At 71.8% G+C, this 14,396-nt stretch carries 15 protein-coding genes; 6 read left to right on the forward strand and 9 right to left on the reverse strand.

Annotated elements, in window-relative coordinates:
- Nucleotides 1-32: 32 nt before the first annotated feature.
- The 3 genes from ACIBP6_RS24830 to ACIBP6_RS24840 are packed head-to-tail and all read right to left on the reverse strand — an operon-like array spanning nt 33 to nt 3,114.
- Nucleotides 33-866 carry a carbohydrate ABC transporter permease gene (locus ACIBP6_RS24830; RefSeq protein WP_397055745.1) on the reverse strand — a complete coding sequence of 278 codons (834 nt, stop codon included), beginning with the start codon at nt 864-866 and terminating at the stop codon, nt 33-35.
- On the reverse strand, nt 863-1,783 hold the full coding sequence (locus ACIBP6_RS24835) for a carbohydrate ABC transporter permease (RefSeq protein ID WP_397055746.1): 921 nt from the start codon (nt 1,781-1,783) through the stop codon (nt 863-865). Before ACIBP6_RS24835 ends, ACIBP6_RS24830 begins: the two co-directional genes overlap by 4 nt.
- Nucleotides 1,783-3,114, reverse strand: coding sequence for an extracellular solute-binding protein (locus tag ACIBP6_RS24840; protein ID WP_397055748.1), 1,332 nt, complete (start codon nt 3,112-3,114; stop codon nt 1,783-1,785). The genes ACIBP6_RS24835 and ACIBP6_RS24840 overlap by 1 nt, the downstream gene beginning before the upstream one ends.
- 292 nt (nt 3,115-3,406) lie before the next feature.
- On the opposite strand from ACIBP6_RS24840, the gene arfA reads away from it, so the two are divergent.
- Nucleotides 3,407-4,897: an arabinosylfuranosidase ArfA gene (gene arfA / locus ACIBP6_RS24845; RefSeq protein ID WP_397055750.1), complete on the forward strand. Its 1,491-nt coding sequence runs from the start codon at nt 3,407-3,409 to the stop codon at nt 4,895-4,897.
- Nucleotides 4,898-4,909: 12 nt separating this feature from the next.
- Here the strand turns inward: arfA and ACIBP6_RS24850 are convergent, their stop codons facing one another.
- Nucleotides 4,910-5,920, reverse strand: coding sequence for a LacI family DNA-binding transcriptional regulator (locus tag ACIBP6_RS24850; RefSeq protein WP_425464760.1), 1,011 nt, complete (start codon nt 5,918-5,920; stop codon nt 4,910-4,912).
- Nucleotides 5,921-5,978: 58 nt separating this feature from the next.
- Nucleotides 5,979-6,674, reverse strand: coding sequence for a DUF6348 family protein (locus ACIBP6_RS24855; protein WP_397055752.1), 696 nt, complete (start codon nt 6,672-6,674; stop codon nt 5,979-5,981).
- A 232-nt stretch (nt 6,675-6,906) separates the two neighbouring features.
- Here ACIBP6_RS24855 and ACIBP6_RS24860 point away from each other — a divergent pair, with 232 nt between their 5' ends.
- From ACIBP6_RS24860 to ACIBP6_RS24870, 3 genes are all read left to right on the forward strand, one after another.
- Entirely contained in the window at nt 6,907-8,085 is a 1,179-nt protein-coding gene (locus ACIBP6_RS24860; protein WP_397055754.1) for a glycosyltransferase family 4 protein, read from the forward strand.
- A gap of 145 nt (nt 8,086-8,230) precedes the next feature.
- Nucleotides 8,231-9,124 carry a D-alanyl-D-alanine carboxypeptidase family protein gene (locus tag ACIBP6_RS24865; protein ID WP_397055756.1) on the forward strand — a complete coding sequence of 298 codons (894 nt, stop codon included), beginning with the start codon at nt 8,231-8,233 and terminating at the stop codon, nt 9,122-9,124.
- 45 nt (nt 9,125-9,169) lie between these two features.
- Nucleotides 9,170-10,252 (forward strand): WD40/YVTN/BNR-like repeat-containing protein, encoded by a 1,083-nt coding sequence (locus tag ACIBP6_RS24870; protein WP_397055758.1) that lies wholly within the window; start codon nt 9,170-9,172, stop codon nt 10,250-10,252.
- Between the two features lie 15 nt (nt 10,253-10,267).
- Here ACIBP6_RS24870 and ACIBP6_RS24875 read toward each other — a convergent pair whose 3' ends face one another.
- A complete protein-coding gene (locus ACIBP6_RS24875) occupies nt 10,268-10,897 on the reverse strand; it encodes an alpha-ketoglutarate-dependent dioxygenase AlkB (RefSeq protein WP_397055760.1) in 630 nt (209 codons plus the stop codon).
- Nucleotides 10,898-11,084: 187 nt separating this feature from the next.
- Here ACIBP6_RS24875 and ACIBP6_RS24880 point away from each other — a divergent pair, with 187 nt between their 5' ends.
- Nucleotides 11,085-12,368 (forward strand): MFS transporter, encoded by a 1,284-nt coding sequence (locus ACIBP6_RS24880; RefSeq protein ID WP_397055762.1) that lies wholly within the window; start codon nt 11,085-11,087, stop codon nt 12,366-12,368.
- Between the two features lie 136 nt (nt 12,369-12,504).
- Entirely contained in the window at nt 12,505-13,035 is a 531-nt protein-coding gene (locus ACIBP6_RS24885) for a CGNR zinc finger domain-containing protein (protein ID WP_397055764.1), read from the forward strand.
- 57 nt (nt 13,036-13,092) lie between these two features.
- On the opposite strand, the gene ACIBP6_RS24890 is transcribed toward ACIBP6_RS24885, so the two are convergent.
- The 3 genes from ACIBP6_RS24890 to ACIBP6_RS24900 form a co-directional block, all read right to left on the reverse strand.
- Entirely contained in the window at nt 13,093-13,467 is a 375-nt protein-coding gene (locus ACIBP6_RS24890; protein ID WP_397055766.1) for an OsmC family protein, read from the reverse strand.
- 83 nt (nt 13,468-13,550) lie between these two features.
- Nucleotides 13,551-14,036, reverse strand: a complete 486-nt coding sequence (locus tag ACIBP6_RS24895) for an SRPBCC domain-containing protein (protein WP_397055768.1) — start codon at nt 14,034-14,036, stop codon at nt 13,551-13,553.
- Nucleotides 14,023-14,376, reverse strand: a complete 354-nt coding sequence (locus ACIBP6_RS24900) for an ArsR/SmtB family transcription factor (RefSeq protein ID WP_397055770.1) — start codon at nt 14,374-14,376, stop codon at nt 14,023-14,025. The genes ACIBP6_RS24895 and ACIBP6_RS24900 overlap by 14 nt, the downstream gene beginning before the upstream one ends.
- Nucleotides 14,377-14,396: the final 20 nt, after the last annotated feature.

Below are 14,396 nucleotides of genomic sequence, written 5' to 3' on the forward strand. Positions count from 1 at the left end.
CGCGCCTCCTCCTCCGCGAGGCGCGGGCCTTTTCACTGCCCGGCCAGTCCGGTGTGGGCGACGCCGCGGATGATCTGCCGCTGGAAGAGCACGAACACCACCAGCAGCGGCAGGCCGGCCAGCACCACCGAGGCCATGATCTGCGCGTAACGCAGGCCGAAGGTGCCCTGCACGACGTTGGCCAGGCCCACCGGCAGGGTCATCGTGTTCGGGTCGGTGGAGACGAGGAACGGCCACAGGAAGTTGTTCCACGTGCTGATGAACGTGAAGATCGACACCGCCCCCAGCACCGGCCGCGACAGCGGCAGCACGATCTGGAAGAACACCCGCCAGCGGCCGGCGCCGTCCACGAACGCCGCCTGCTCCAGCTCGGCCGGCACGTCCTGGAAGAACTTGAACAGGATGTAGACGATCAGCGGCGCGGCCACCTGCGGCAGGATGATCGCCCACCAGGTGTCCACCAGGCCGAACGACACCATCTCGGCGAACAGCGGCGCGATCAGCACCTGCGGCGGCACCATGATCCCGGCCAGGACGAGCCCGAGCAGCACCCGCTGCCCCTTGAACTGCGTGCGCGCGAACCCGTACGCGGCCATCGCCGAGAACAGCACGGTCATGAACGTCACCACGAGAGCCGTGACGGTCGAGTTGATCGCCCACTTGACGATGCCGCCGGTGCCGAGGACCAGCGCGTACGCGTCGAAGGTGATCTCGCTGCCGATCCACTCCAGCGGGAGCTTCGTGGTCTCCGACTCGGGCTTGAGCGACGTCGCCACCGCCCAGGCGAGCGGCGCCAGCCACAGGACCGCCAGTGCCAGCGTCACCACGAGCAGGACGAGTTGGCTGATGCTGAACCGCTTGGTCACGACGCGGCCTCCTCGCGCTTGCGGAACAGCCGGAGCTGCGCCAGGGACACGATGACGATGATGACGAACAGGATGTACGACACGGCCGAGGCGTAGCCGACGCGATAGCCGGTGAAGCCGACGTCGTAGGCGTACTCGATGATCGGGCGGGTGGCGTCCTCGGGGCCGCCGCCGGTCATCAGGTAGATCTGGTCGAAGACCTTCAGCGAGGCGACGAGCTGCAGCACCACGATGAGGGCGGTGGTGCGGCGCAGCAGCGGCAGGGTGATCGAGCGGAGTTTGTCCCAGGCGGTGGCTCCGTCGATGGCGGCGGCCTCGTACAGGTGCTGGGGGATGGACTGCAGGGCGGCGAGGTAGAGCAGGAAGTTGAAGCCGACCGTCCACCAGACCGTGGTCAGCACCACCGACCACATGGCCACCGAGGGATCGCCGAGCCACAGGACGTCGGTGCCGAGCGTGCCGTTCAGCAGGCCGAAGTCGGGCGGGTAGATCATCTGCAGCCACAGCAGCGACACCACGGCCGACGGCAGCAGGAACGGCCCGAAGAACGACAGCCGCCACAGCCACTGCATGAAGCGCAGGTTGTGCACCAGCAGCGCGAACACCAGGCCGAGGAAGACCAGCGGGATGGTGCTCAGCACGGTGAAGACCAGCGTGTTCCACAACGAGCGCCACATGCGCGGGTCGGAGAAGGCCTCCGCGTAGTTGTCGAACCCCACGAAACGGTCGTTGCCGCCGGCGATGTTGACGCTGGAGAAGCTCATCTGCAGGCCGAGCAGGGTCGGCCAGATCAGGAAGAGCGCGTAGACGACGAGGAAGGGGGCCACGAACAGCAGCCCGTGCTGGGTCCAGCCGCGCCGCACCTTGGCCTTGGCGACGGGGGCGGCGGTCGCGGGGGCCGCGACGGTGGTGGTCATCATCGCTCCTCGTCGGGGAAGGGGTTCGGGGCCGACAGCAGCCGGGTCAGCGACGCCTTGGCGGCGGCCAGCCCCTCTTCCGGCGTGCGCTCGCCGGAGATCACCGGCGAGAACGCCTCGCCGAACTCGATCCACATCCGCGAGGCCGACCCGGCGAACCACACCTGCGGGTCGAGCGCGACCTCGGTGATGACCGTGCGGTACTCCGACTGCGGCTGCAGCGCCAGGTACTCCGGCCGCTCCAGCGCCGGCAGGTACGCGGGCACGTGCCCGGCCACGGCCCAGTCGGCGCTGTTCTTCACGATGTGGGCGATGAACCGGTACGTGGCCCGCTCCACCTCGGGGTCACGGTCGCGCTGGTGCGGCAGCACGAACGCGTGGCAGTCGGCCTGCGCCTGGTGGCCGCCGAAGACGCTGGGGAAGCGCGTCATGCTGAACGGCGTCCCGCGTTCCTTCAGGCCGGCGATCTCCCAGTCGCCGTTCCACAGGAAGGCCGCCTGGCCGTTGGTGAAGTTGGCGACGGAGGCGCCGTAGTCGGTGCGCCAGTCGCACAGCCCCTCCTGCCCGAGCCGGGCCATGAGCCGCAGCGCCTCCAGCGCCTTGGCGTCGTCGATGGTGATCCGGGTGCCGTCCTCCGACAGCAGGGTGCCGCCGCTCTGCGGGTAGAGCGACCACCACACGCGCCAGGGGCCGACGGTGCCGAGGCCGAGCGCGTCGAAGGCGAGCGGCGGGCGGCCGCCCATGACTTTCTTGGCCTCGGTGAGCATGGCGATCAGTTCGTCGACGCCGGTCGTGGGGCGCAGCTTGCCGTCCGGCCCCAACAGCCCGGCCCTGCCGCAGATGTCGGTGTTGTAGTACTGCACCATCGGGTGGGCGTCGAACGGGATCGCGTACAGGACGCCGTCGATGTGAGCGCGCTCCCAGATGGGCGGGCTGAAGTCGGCGCCCCGCAGCCCGGCCTCCTCCATGAGCGTGACGTCGATCGGGTCGAGGATCTGGCCGGCGCCGATCCCGGCGAGCCGGGCCAGGTGGAAGGTGGCCAGGTCGGGCGAGCGCCCGCCGGAGCCGGCCATCGCGATCTTCGTGTAGTACGGCTCGCCCCAGGCGAGCACGTTCTCCTCGACGAAGACATCGGGGTTGTCGCGGGCGAACGCTCCGACCATCTCCTTCATGACGAGGCCGTCGCTCGCACCGAGGAAATGCCAGTACTGGACGTGGGTCTTTGAGGAGCCGAGACCGACGGGGAGGGCGCAGCCCGTGGCGGCGGCGCCGAGCAGAGCGAGGCTGCCGCCGAGGAGGTGCCGGCGGGAGATGTCAGGGGGATCGTGCACGGGGGCCTCTTCCTTCACCGAGCTATCGCTTGGTCATTTCTCGCTAACGTCAGAGGGATCTCAGGGCAGGCGTGAATGGGGCCTGTCGCTGCGGCGCGACGGCCGACATGGCGAACGTCCGGGTCACGGACGCGCCGCTCGAAGGCCCGGCGTTTCGCCGGGGTTACCCGAGTGTTAGCGGTAACACACTGACTGTCAAGAGTCCGCGAACCTGCGATCGCACACCTCTTGACCGGTCCGGGTGATAACGCTAACAATCTGGTTCACGCCCCCGCAGACCAGGAGTCGCCTCGTGCACCAGGCCAAGCTCACGCTCGATCCCGCGTTCACGATCGCACCGGTACGCCGGCGGACCTTCGGCACGTTCGTCGAGCACCTCGGACGATGCGTATACACCGGCATCTACGAGCCGGGCCACCCGACGGCCGACGAGGACGGCTTCCGCCGTGACGTGCTCGACCTCACCAGGGAGCTCGGCGTGTCCGTCGTCCGCTACCCGGGCGGCAACTTCGTCTCCGGCTACCGGTGGGAGGACGGCATCGGCCCGGTCTCACAGCGGCCCCGCCGGCTCGACCTCGCCTGGCACAGCACCGAGACGAACGAGGTCGGCGTCGACGAGTTCGTCCGCTGGTGCCGCAAGGCCGGCGTCGAGCCCATGATGGCCGTCAATCTCGGCACGCGCGGCATCGCCGAGGCCCTGGACCTGCTCGAATACTGCAACCATCCGTCCGGCACCGCGCTGTCCGACCTGCGCGTCGCGGGCGGCTCGAAGGAGCCGCACGGCATCCGCATGTGGTGCCTGGGCAACGAGCTGGACGGCCCCTGGCAGACCGGCCACAAGACCGCCCACGAGTACGGCCGGCTGGCCGCCGAGACCGCCCGCGCCATGCGCACGATCGACCCAGCGCTGGAGCTGGTCGCCTGCGGCAGCTCCGGCTCCGGCATGCCGACCTTCGGCGCGTGGGAGGCCACGGTGCTGGAGGAGGCGTACGACGTGGTCGACTACATCTCCTGCCACGCCTACTACCAGGAGCACGACGGCGACCTCGGCAGCTTCCTGGCCTGCTCGACCGACATGGAGTACTTCATCCGTTCCGTCGTGGCCACCGCCGACTCCGTCGGGGCCCGGCTGAAGTCGCGCAAGCGGATCGACGTCTCCTTCGACGAGTGGAACATCTGGTACCAGACGCGCAACCGCGACGCCGAGCCGCTGACGGACTGGCCGGTCGCGCCGCGGCTGCTGGAGGACCAGTACCACCTGGCCGACGCGGTGGCGTTCGGCGGCCTGCTGATCACGCTGCTGCGCAACAGCGACCGGGTGACCGCCGCGTGCCTGGCCCAGCTGGTGAACGTGATCGCGCCGATCATGACGGAGCCGGGCGGGCGGGTGTGGCGGCAGAGCACGTTCCACCCGTTCGCGCAGGCCTCCCGGCACGCGGCCGGCGACGTGCTGCGGGTCGAGCCGGTCACGCCGTCGTACGAGACCAAGGCGTACGGCGAGGTGCCGGTGATGGACGCGGTGGCCACGCACGGCGAGGACGGCACGACGGTGTTCGCGGTGAACCGCTCGGCGGACCGGCCGGTGTCGCTGGAGATCGACGCGCGGGCGCTCGGCGGCGTGCGCGTGGTCGAGGCCACCACGCTGACCGACCCGGACGTCTACGCCCGCAACACCGCCGACGAGCCCGACCGGATCGCGCCCCGGGCGAACCCCGACGTCGAGGCCGACCCGCTGCGCGTCCTGCTGCCCCCGGTCTCCTGGAACGTGATCAGACTCGCGTGACGGTGCCGCTGGTCAGGCCCGCCTGATGGTGCTCTCGCGGACGACGAGCTCCGGCTGGACCAGGACGCGGGCCTGCGGCCCGGCGCCCGCCATCCGGTCCAGCAGCAGCCGGAAGGCGTGCCGGCCGACCTCGCGGAAGTCCTGCCGGACGGTGGTGAGCGGCGGCCAGAAGTAGGCGGACTCGGGGATGTCGTCGAACCCGGCCACGCTGACGTCCTCGGGCACCCGCCGACCGGCCTCGCGCAGCGCGCGCAGCACGCCGAGTGCCATCTGGTCGTTGGCCGCGAACACGGCGGTGACCCCGGCGTCCTCGGCCAGGCGGCGGCCCAGCTCGTAGCCCGAGCGCGAGCTCCAGTCGCCGCGCAGCACCTCGGGCACCGGCCGGCCGGCGGACTCCAGGACGTCGCGCCAGCCGTCGATGCGGCCGTTGGCGTCGAGCCAGTCGGCCGGTCCCGCGACGTGCAGGACGCTCTCGTGGCCGAGGTCGAGCAGGTGGCGGGTGACGAGGGCGGCGCCCGCGCGCTGGTCGACCTTGGCCACCGGCACCGGGATGTCGTCGCCGGCGTCGACGGCGACGACCGGCATCTCGGACGGCAGGTGGCGCAGCCCGTCGGCGGCCGACTCGTGCGGGGCGACGATGATCACACCGTCGACCGACTGGGTGCGCAGCCGCCCCACGCCCTCCTCCATCGAACGGCGGGTGAGGGAGCCGAGGCTGACGATGCTGACGTTGTAGCCCGCCTGCCGGGCGGCCTGCTCGATGCAGTAGAGCATGGTCGCCGGGCCGTAGAGCGTGGTGTCGATGCTGACCACGCCGAGCACGCCGGAGCGGCCGGTGACGAGCTGGCGGGCGGCCTGGTTGGGCCGGTAGTCGAGCTCGCGCACGGCGGCCAGCACCCGGGCCCTGGTCTCGGCGCGTACGAGGTCGGGCGCGTTGAGCACCCGGGAGACGGTCATGGTGGAGACGCCGGCGCGGGCGGCGACGTCCATGAGCACCGCAGGCCGACTGGCTTTCGGTTTCACCGCGAGCTCACCCCCTCAGCGGAAACGCTAACAGGAGCTGGGACCAACCGCTCGGGCATTAACCGCCGTCGCCCGGGTGGACCAGGAGGACGAACGTGCGGGCGTAGGAGACGCCCGCGGCCGGGCGGGGCCAGTCGAGGGCGGCCAGCACCCGGGAGGCGGCCTCGTGGCAGGCGCCGCCGACCCGGACCTCGGCCGTCTCGGCGCCCTCCCCGCCGCCGAAGAACACCTTGACGCCGATCAGGTGCTCGCGGTCGAACGCGCCCTGCAGCGCCGGGGCGAGACGCGGCAGCAGCACGTGCTGGACGGCCCAGCGCTGCACCGCGTCGTGGTGGTCGCCGGTGCCCCAGCCGGTGATGCCGCCGTGGATCGCGTGCCATCCGGGGAGGCCGTCGGGGTCGCCGGGAGCGAAGTGGGCGGCGTGCGTGCCGTCCTGGACGAGGAGTTCGAGCAGCGCGCTGCCGGTGGTGTCCAGCCATGAGCGGACGGCCCGGCCGACGGCCTCCTCGACGGTGGCGCCGTACCCGGAGGTGCAGTCGCTGATCGTGGTCTCGGCGGGGCGTTCGGCGTTGAGCACGAAGTCGAGGTCGAGGTGGGCCGGGTGGCCGGTGTGGTCGGCGCCGAGCAGCACCGCGAGCGTGCCCGGTCCCTTGGCCATGCCGTCGCGGACCTCCCAGGGCTTGCCCATGGCCGCGCTGAGGCGTTCGGCGACCATGCCGAGCACCACGTCGTCCGCGAGCCGCTGACCGTCCATGCTCCCACTCCTTGATCGGATCCCGCCGTCGGCCAGACTATCCGACCTTGATCATCGCGACGGCGATCCTGGAGGGCGAGGTCCGAGAGACCCGCCTCGGCATGAACGGGCAGGGGCTCGGCGCCGAGCCGGAGCGGTGACCCGCGAGAGCTGCTGGTCTCTCGGCCTGGAGGGGGAGCCGCGGATGCTCCGGTACGGTGAGCAGTCAGTCCCGCGCCTGGGGGTACCTCACGTGAAGATCCGTTACATGCTGCTGCACGCGTACGGGACGGGCGGCACGATCCGCACCGTGATCGGCCAGGCCAACGCGATGGCCGCCGCCGGACACGACGTCGAGCTGGTCAGCGTGGTGCGGCGGCGCGACGCGCCCCAGTTCGCGCCCGATCCCGGCGTCACGCTGACCACGCTGGTGGACGAGCGCGGCGGCCGGCGGCCCGACTCCGTCGCCCGCCGAATGTGGCGCCGGATGCGCGGGAAGGTCGTGCCGAAGGGCGAGTTCGCGGCCGGCTACTTCACCGAGCGGGTGGAGCGGGCCACGATGCGCTACGTCGCGGGTCTGCGTGACGGCATCCTGGTGACCACCCGGCCGGCGCTGAACCTGATCTCCGCCCGCCGTGCGCCGGCGTCGGTGATCCGGGTCGCCCAGGAGCACATGAACCTGTCGGCCTACCCGGTGACCATCCGCAGGGAGATCGCCCGTCACTACGGCAGCTTCGACGCTGTCACGGTGCTGACGCGCGGCAACCGGGCGGAGTACGAGCAGTTGCTGCCCGGCACGCCGGTCGTGCACATCCCGAACGCCGTCCCGAGGACCCGCGGAATGCGCTCACAGCAGGTGAACCCCGTGGTCGTCGCGGCCGGGCGGCTGGTGCCGCAGAAGGGGTTCGACCTGCTCATCAAGGCGTTCGCGCAGGTGGTGGCCGAGCATCCGGAGTGGCGGCTGCGTGTCTTCGGCACCGGCCCGCGCCGGGGCGAGCTGGCCGGGCTGGTCCAGCGGCACGGGCTCGGGCGACACGTGTCGCTGCCCGGCCGCACCCGGCGGCTGGAGCAGGAGATGGCCGGGGCGTCGGTGTACGCGCTGAGCTCGCGGTTCGAGGGGCTGCCGATGGTGATGATCGAGGCGATGGCGCACGCGCTGCCCGTGGTGGCGTTCGACTGTCCGACGGGGCCCGGTGACGTGCTGACCGACGGCGTGGACGGGGTGCTCGTGCCGCCCGGGGACGTGGACGGGCTGGCGGCGGCGCTCAACCGGGTCATCGCGGACCGGGAGCTGCGGGTGCGCCTGGGGGCGGCGGCGGCCGAGACGGCGAAGCTTTACGCCGCGGAACGGGTGATGCCGCTGTGGGAGCAGTTGTTCACTGATTTGTTTCGTGATCGTCGTGTATCACGTGACTCATGGCACTCAGGGTGATTACTAACCAGATTTGCGGCATATTTGGCTAAAAGATTTACTCTTTTCCGTTTTGCCTGGTCTGTCAGGGTTTTCGGGGTTGCGAGTCAGGATATTTCGGACATTTCGCCAACATCTCCCCAAGATGCGCGGCACTCTGAACCGCATGCGTAACCGGAAAGCTTTTACGACAGCCGCGGCAGGCGCCCTTGCTCTGGTCACGGGGCTCACGGGACCCGCGTATGCACAGGCGACCACCGCCACCACCGCTGCCGCCGCTCCCCTGTCGGCGACCGACTCCCCCACCGTGTACGGCAAGGCCGCGTACCTGATGGACGCCGCGTCGGGCGACGTGTTGTTCGAGAAGGCCGGCACCGAGCGGATGCCGATCGCGAGCCTGACCAAGACCATGACGGCGTACGTCGTGCTGAAGACCGCCAAGCCGACCGACGTGGTGCGGATCGAGCGGGAGGACGTGAAGTACGCCGTGGACGGCGGCGGCACCACCGCGAACCTGCGCCCCGGCGACCGCATCACGGTCGGCCAGCTCCTCTACGGCCTCCTGCTCCCCTCCGGCGCCGACGCCGCTCACGCCCTCGCCCGCACGTACGGGCCCGGCGTGCCCGGGTTCGTGGCCAAGATGAACGCCACGGCCCGCGAACTCGGCATGAACGACACCCAGTACGTCAACGCCGACGGCCTGCCCATGCCGGGCAGCGACGGCTACTCCACCGCCAGGGACCAGGCGGTACTGGCCGCCAAGGCGCTGCAGGTGCCGCTGATCAAGGAGGTCGCCGGCACCCGGTTCCACCGCCTGCCGGCCGGTGACGGGCACCGTTCGTACAGCTGGCGCAACACCAACCGGCTGCTCGGCACGTCCGGCGCGGTGGGGCTGAAGACGGGCTTCACCAGAGCGGCGGGCTACTGCCTGGCGTTCGCGGGCGAGTCGCGCGGGCGGCTGCTGGTCGGCGTGCTGCTCGACGAGTCGGTCTCCAGCCGGCGCTTCTCGACGGCCGGGAACCTGCTGTCGTGGGGTGCTTCCATCCACCAGGACCTCTAGCGCCCTCTAGCGCCCGTGTGATCGTTCGGACTATTTTGTCCTGACATGAGGCTTCGCATCGCGTGGGGCACGCTGTCAGCGGCGCTCGTCCTCGCCGCTCCGCTGCCCGCACATGCCGGGCCGCAGCCCAAGCTCGGCTGGGAGGCCCAGCACACCGGGGCGAGCGCGCGCCTGCGCGGCCTCGCGCCCGTCAGCCGGGACGTCGCGTGGGCCTCCGGCTCCGGAGGCACCGTCCTGCGCACCGAGGACGGCGGATGGAACTGGCAGGACGTCTCCCCGCCCGGCGCGTCCGCCCTGGACTTCCGCGACATCGAGGCGTTCGACGCGGACAACGCCGTCGCGTTGTCCATCGGGGCGGGCCCCGACTCGCGCGTCTACCGGACGGACGACGGCGGGCGCACCTGGACGGAGGTGTTCAGGAACGACGAGCCGCAGGCGTTCTACGACTGCGTGGCGTTCTTCGACCGGCGACACGGGCTGGCGATGAGCGACCCTGTGGACGGCAGGTTCCGCATCCTGGCCACCGACGACGCGGGCTGGACGTGGCGGGTGCTGCCCGCCACCGGGATGCCGCCGGCGCTGCGGGGCGAGGCCGGGTTCGCGGCCGGCGGGCAGTGTCTGGCGACGGCCGGCGGGCGGGACGCGTGGCTGGCCACCGGAGGGGCGGAGCGCTCGCGGGTGTTCCACTCCTCCGACCGGGGCCGTACGTGGACGGTGTCCGGCACGCCGATCCCGGCGGACGACCCGGCGCGCGGCGTCTTCGGGCTCGCCTTCCGCGACCCGCGCCACGGCCTCGCGGTCGGCGGCGACTTCCGCGCCGACCAGCCTTCGCCCACGGCGGCGGCGGTGACCGGGGACGGCGGAGCCACCTGGCAGCCGGCCGACGCGCCTCCCCCCGCGTACCGCTCGGGCGTCGCCTGGCTGCCCCACCTGCCTTCGGCCGCCGTCGCCGTCGGGCCCTCGGGAAGCGACGTGACGTACACGGGCGGGCGGAGCTGGCAGACGTTCGACACCGGGTCGTACGACACGGTGTCGTGCGCGCGCGACGGATCCTGCTGGGCCTCCGGCGAACAGGGCCGACTCGCCCGCCTCACCATCACCCCGGCCGCAGCCGTCCGCCGCGCCTGACCGGCGGCGCGCGCGTCAGCGCACGCCGCGTGGGCGGAACTGGATGCTGATGCGGGGGCCGGACGGGCGGGTCGTCTTCGGGACGGCGTGCTCCCACGTGCGCTGGCAGCTGCCGCCCATCACGATGAGGTCGCCGTGGCCGAGGTCGCGCCGGATCGAGGGGCCGCCGCCGCGCGGCCGGAGCAGCAGCGGGCGGGGGCTGCCGACCGAGAGGATCGCGACCATGGTGTCCTCGGCGCTGCCCCGCCCGATGGTGTCGCCGTGCCAGGCCACGCTGTCGCGGCCGTCGCGGTAGAAACAGAGCCCGGCCGTCCGGAACGGCTCGCCCAGCTCCTGGCCGTAGTGGGCGTCGAGCGCCCGCCTGGCGTCGTCGAGCACCGGCTCGGGCAGGGTCTCGCCCTCGTCGTAGAACTTCAGCAGCCGGGGCACGTCGACGACCCTGTCGTACATCCGCCGCCGCTCGGCCCGCCACGGCACGGTCCCGGCCAGCCGTTCGAACAGGATGTCGGCGCCCGTCAGCCAGCCCGGCCGCAGGTCGATCCAGGCGCCCCGGCCGAGGTGGGTGCGCCGGACGGTGCCGCCGAGCGGCCCGAGCCGTGACTCCTCGTCAAGATCGAGCAAAGATGCTTGGAACGCGGCTGTCATGATGCCGAGTGTACGCCAGTCTTCAAACATCCATTCGAGTGTGTCTCCTCAGGAGACGGAACGCCCCAGGTACGCGGCCAGCCGGTCGGCATGGGTCGCGCCGGGCCGCGGCTCCTGCCCCGGGGCGAACGAGCCGCCCGGCGTACGCGCCTGGTCTGTCGCCTCCCACTCGTGTAACGTCTTTCTCGTGTTACGCCGTTACATGACCGGCGCAGTGGCCGCCCGCACCGGGGACGAGATGTCGGGACCGGCGCTGCTCGTCACGGGGCTGGCCGTCACGGGGTCGCCCGTGCTCGCGTCGTGGCTGCTGTCCGGGCTGACCGTGTCGGCCGCCGTCGGAGGGCCGCTCCTCGGTGTCCTGATCGACCGATCGCGCCGTCCGGGCCGGCTGCTGGCGTACTGCCTGGCCGGGTACGCGGCCGGCCTCCTGCTGGTGCTGGTCGGGTTCGGCCGGGTGCCGGACGCGGCCCTGATCGCCCTGGCGGTCGCCACCGGCCTGCTGGGCCCGGCGCTCACGGGCGGCTGGACGGCGCAACTCCCCCTGGTCGCCGGGCCGGAGCGGCTCGGCCGGGCCACGGCCCTGGACTCCATGAGCTACAACGCGGCCGGCCTGGCCGGACCCGCCCTGGTGGGGGTGGTCGCCGCGGTGGGGGGCAACGCGGCGGTCCTCCCGATGTGCGCCGTTTTCCTGCTCGCCGCATCACCCGCCGCCTGGACCCTTCCTGTCCGCGGGCAGGACGCCGAAGGCATGACCCGTAACCCCGTGCGGGACGTCGCGCCGGATGACCGAGGAGGCGGTCACGAGGAGTTCCGCGACGGTGAAGGCGCGGTGCGGGGGCTTGTGCGGGAAGTGCGGGAGGGGTTCACGGTCATCGTCAGGAACGGTGCGCTTCGACGGGCGACGGTCGGGTCCATGGTGTCGTGTGCCGGGCTGCCCATGCTGGTCGTCGCGGCGCCGGTGCTGGGGATCAGGCTCGCCGGGGAGAGCGGTTACGGCACGCTGCTGCTGGCCGTGGCCTCGGCGTGCGGGCTTGCGGTCAACGCCGTACTGGCCGCTCACCAGCGGCGGGTGCGGCGCTGGGACGTGGTGCAGGCGGGCGGGACCGCGGTGCTCGGCGTCGGGATGGCGCTGGCGGCGGTGGCGGACGCGTTCTGGATCGCCGTGGTCGCCGCCGCCGTCGTGGGCGCCGGCGAGGGGCCCCAGCTGACGGCGTTGTTCGCCGTGCGCCACCGTGAGGCGCCCGCCCGGCTGCGCGGCCAGGTGTTCACCACGGGTGCCAGCCTCAAGATCACCTCGTTCGCGCTCGGCTCGGCGCTGGCCGGGCCGCTGGCGGCGTACTCGACGGGAGCCGCCCTTGCCGCCGGCGCGGCCCTGCAGGTTGCGGCCGTCGCCGCACTCCTGCCCCGACGCGTGTCCTCCCCGCACGGTGACCGCCCGAACGAGAAGGAAGCACCACAGCGCAGACCATGAGGGGTCGGCCACCGGGCAGATGCGGGACGTGTGGCACAACCTGGGCAGCCCGGCCCCGTCGCCACGGCGGTTGCCGGACTGACGCGGGGAATGAAGGGGTGAGGCGGTACCCGGCGTCCCGGCATACGCTTCTTGGGTGAAGGTTCACTCGACCAAGGCGATGGCCGCACGAGCCGTCGACCTGTGCGTGGCGTTGCTGCACGAGGAGCCGTCGATCGAGTCGGTGACGCGCATCCTGCGCGAGCACGGCGAGAGCGGAGACTTCGGTCTGGGCGAGGACGACGTGACGCAGATGCGCGCGGCGGCGGCCCGCCTGCGCGAGGTGCTGGCCGCACCCGACGCCGACCAGGCGGCGGCGCTGCTGAACGAACTGCTCGCCAGAGCCGCTCGCGCGCCCCGGCTGACCAGCCACGGGGGCACGACCACCTGGCATCTGCACGTCGACAGCCGCGACGAAGCGCCGTGGGCGGAGTGGTTCCTCGCCTCGTCGGCGATGGCACTGGCGGTGCTGCTGGCCGACTACCAGCGGGTGCCCGGCGGACTGTGCGCGTCGGCCGGCTGCCGCCGGCCGTACATGGACTTCGGGGGCGGCAGCCCGCGCCGCTACTGCAGCGCCCGCTGCGCCACCCGCGAACGCGTCGCCGCCCACCGCTCCCGCACCCACTGAGGGCCCGGGACCACACCCGCCGTCAACCGCCTCCGGCTCCGGCTCGCAGGTGAGCTGTCAGGCAGGCTCGAACTCCAGTGCCCTGCCCAACGTCCGGCGCACCGGGGACTGCCGCACCCGTTCGGCCACCGCTTGGTACTGGGCCTCGTCCACCGGCGGGTCCAGGACGAGCTCGTAACGGAAGCGCGTGACCGCCTCCTGGCGGTCCAGCGTCACCACGACGCTCACCCCGGTGTCGGTCAGGCCCATGTCCACCAGCGCCATCCGGGCCGAGATGGTCATGCACGTGGCCAGCGCCGCCTCCAGCAGTTCGTGCGGTCGCGGACCCGACGAGCCACCCACACCGTTCTTGACGGTGTCCGCCGACGCCGTGTTCCGCCCCGCGCGGAACCTGACCTGATACGGCGCTGTCAGCGCCCGTGCTTCCACCATGGCCGGTTCCTCCCGATCGGTGTCGACTCGTAGAAGGTACCTGACTGTCCAGGAGATGAGAAGGCTGTCTCATTGTTCGGACATCAAGGGCCTCGGAGTTCGGTGAGGAGGGTGGCCAGGCGGTTCATGGAGTCTCGGCCGCCCCTTGCCCCGTTCGCGCGGACGATGGCGTCGCGGGCCTCCACCGACCGGTGCACCGACTGGGCGACGTACCGGGTGGCGCCGTCCACCGGGGTCAGGGTGACCGTTTCCAGGGCGACGTCGCCGGGCGTGCCCTCGTACTCCCACGTGCGCACGAACCGCTCCGGCGGCACGACGGCGTGGTAGACGCCGCCGAAGGCGTACTCCCGGCCGTCGGCGTCGATGTTGACGAAGCGCCAGCGACCGCCGGGCCGGACCTCCATGAGGTCGACGCGGGTGGCCAGGAAGGTCGGCCCCCACCAGCGCGGGATCAGCTGCGGGTCGGTGACCACCCGGAAAACGACGTCGGGCGGCGCGTCGAAGAGATGGATCATGATGATGTCCTGCCGGCCCGGTTCGATGACGAACTCGGTCTCAGCCCTGCTCATGCCTGCTCCTGTCCTTGTCGCTCTGAACGCGCCGGATCTCCCGCTCCAGGCGGTCGAAGCGGTCACTCCAGTGCGCCCGGTAGCGGTCGATCCACGCGGAGGCCGTCTCCAGCGGGGCGCTCTCCAGACGGCAGGGACGCCACTGGGCGTCGCGGCCCCGGGTGATCAGCCCCGCGCGTTCCAGCACCTTGAGGTGTTTGGAGACGGCCTGGAGGCTCATGTCGAACGGCTCGGCCAGCTCGTTGACCGTCGCCTCGCCCTCGGCCAGCCGCGCGAGGATGGCCCGCCGCGTCGGGTCGGCCAGGGCGGCGAAGGTGCGGCTGAGCTCGTCGTCGGACATCCAGGCGATCTTCCTGTCGG

The sequence above is a fragment of the Nonomuraea terrae genome, from assembly GCF_044465245.1.
GTDB classification, from domain to species: Bacteria; Actinomycetota; Actinomycetes; order Streptosporangiales; family Streptosporangiaceae; genus Nonomuraea; species Nonomuraea terrae.

Excerpts from the sequence above, each read along its gene's own strand:
- ACIBP6_RS24835 (WP_397055746.1), bottom strand. The coding sequence starts at position 1,783 with ATGACCACCACCGTCGCGGCCCCCGCGACCGCCGCCCCCGTCGCCAAG.
- ACIBP6_RS24855 (WP_397055752.1), bottom strand. The coding sequence starts at position 6,674 with ATGGACGGTCAGCGGCTCGCGGACGACGTGGTGCTCGGCATGGTCGCC.
- ACIBP6_RS24865 (WP_397055756.1), top strand. The coding sequence starts at position 8,231 with ATGCGTAACCGGAAAGCTTTTACGACAGCCGCGGCAGGCGCCCTTGCT.
- ACIBP6_RS24870 (WP_397055758.1), top strand. The coding sequence starts at position 9,170 with ATGAGGCTTCGCATCGCGTGGGGCACGCTGTCAGCGGCGCTCGTCCTC.
- ACIBP6_RS24875 (WP_397055760.1), bottom strand. The coding sequence starts at position 10,897 with ATGACAGCCGCGTTCCAAGCATCTTTGCTCGATCTTGACGAGGAGTCA.
- ACIBP6_RS24890 (WP_397055766.1), bottom strand. The coding sequence starts at position 13,467 with ATGGTGGAAGCACGGGCGCTGACAGCGCCGTATCAGGTCAGGTTCCGC.
- ACIBP6_RS24895 (WP_397055768.1), bottom strand. The coding sequence starts at position 14,036 with ATGAGCAGGGCTGAGACCGAGTTCGTCATCGAACCGGGCCGGCAGGAC.
- ACIBP6_RS24900 (WP_397055770.1), bottom strand. The coding sequence starts at position 14,376 with ATGTCCGACGACGAGCTCAGCCGCACCTTCGCCGCCCTGGCCGACCCG.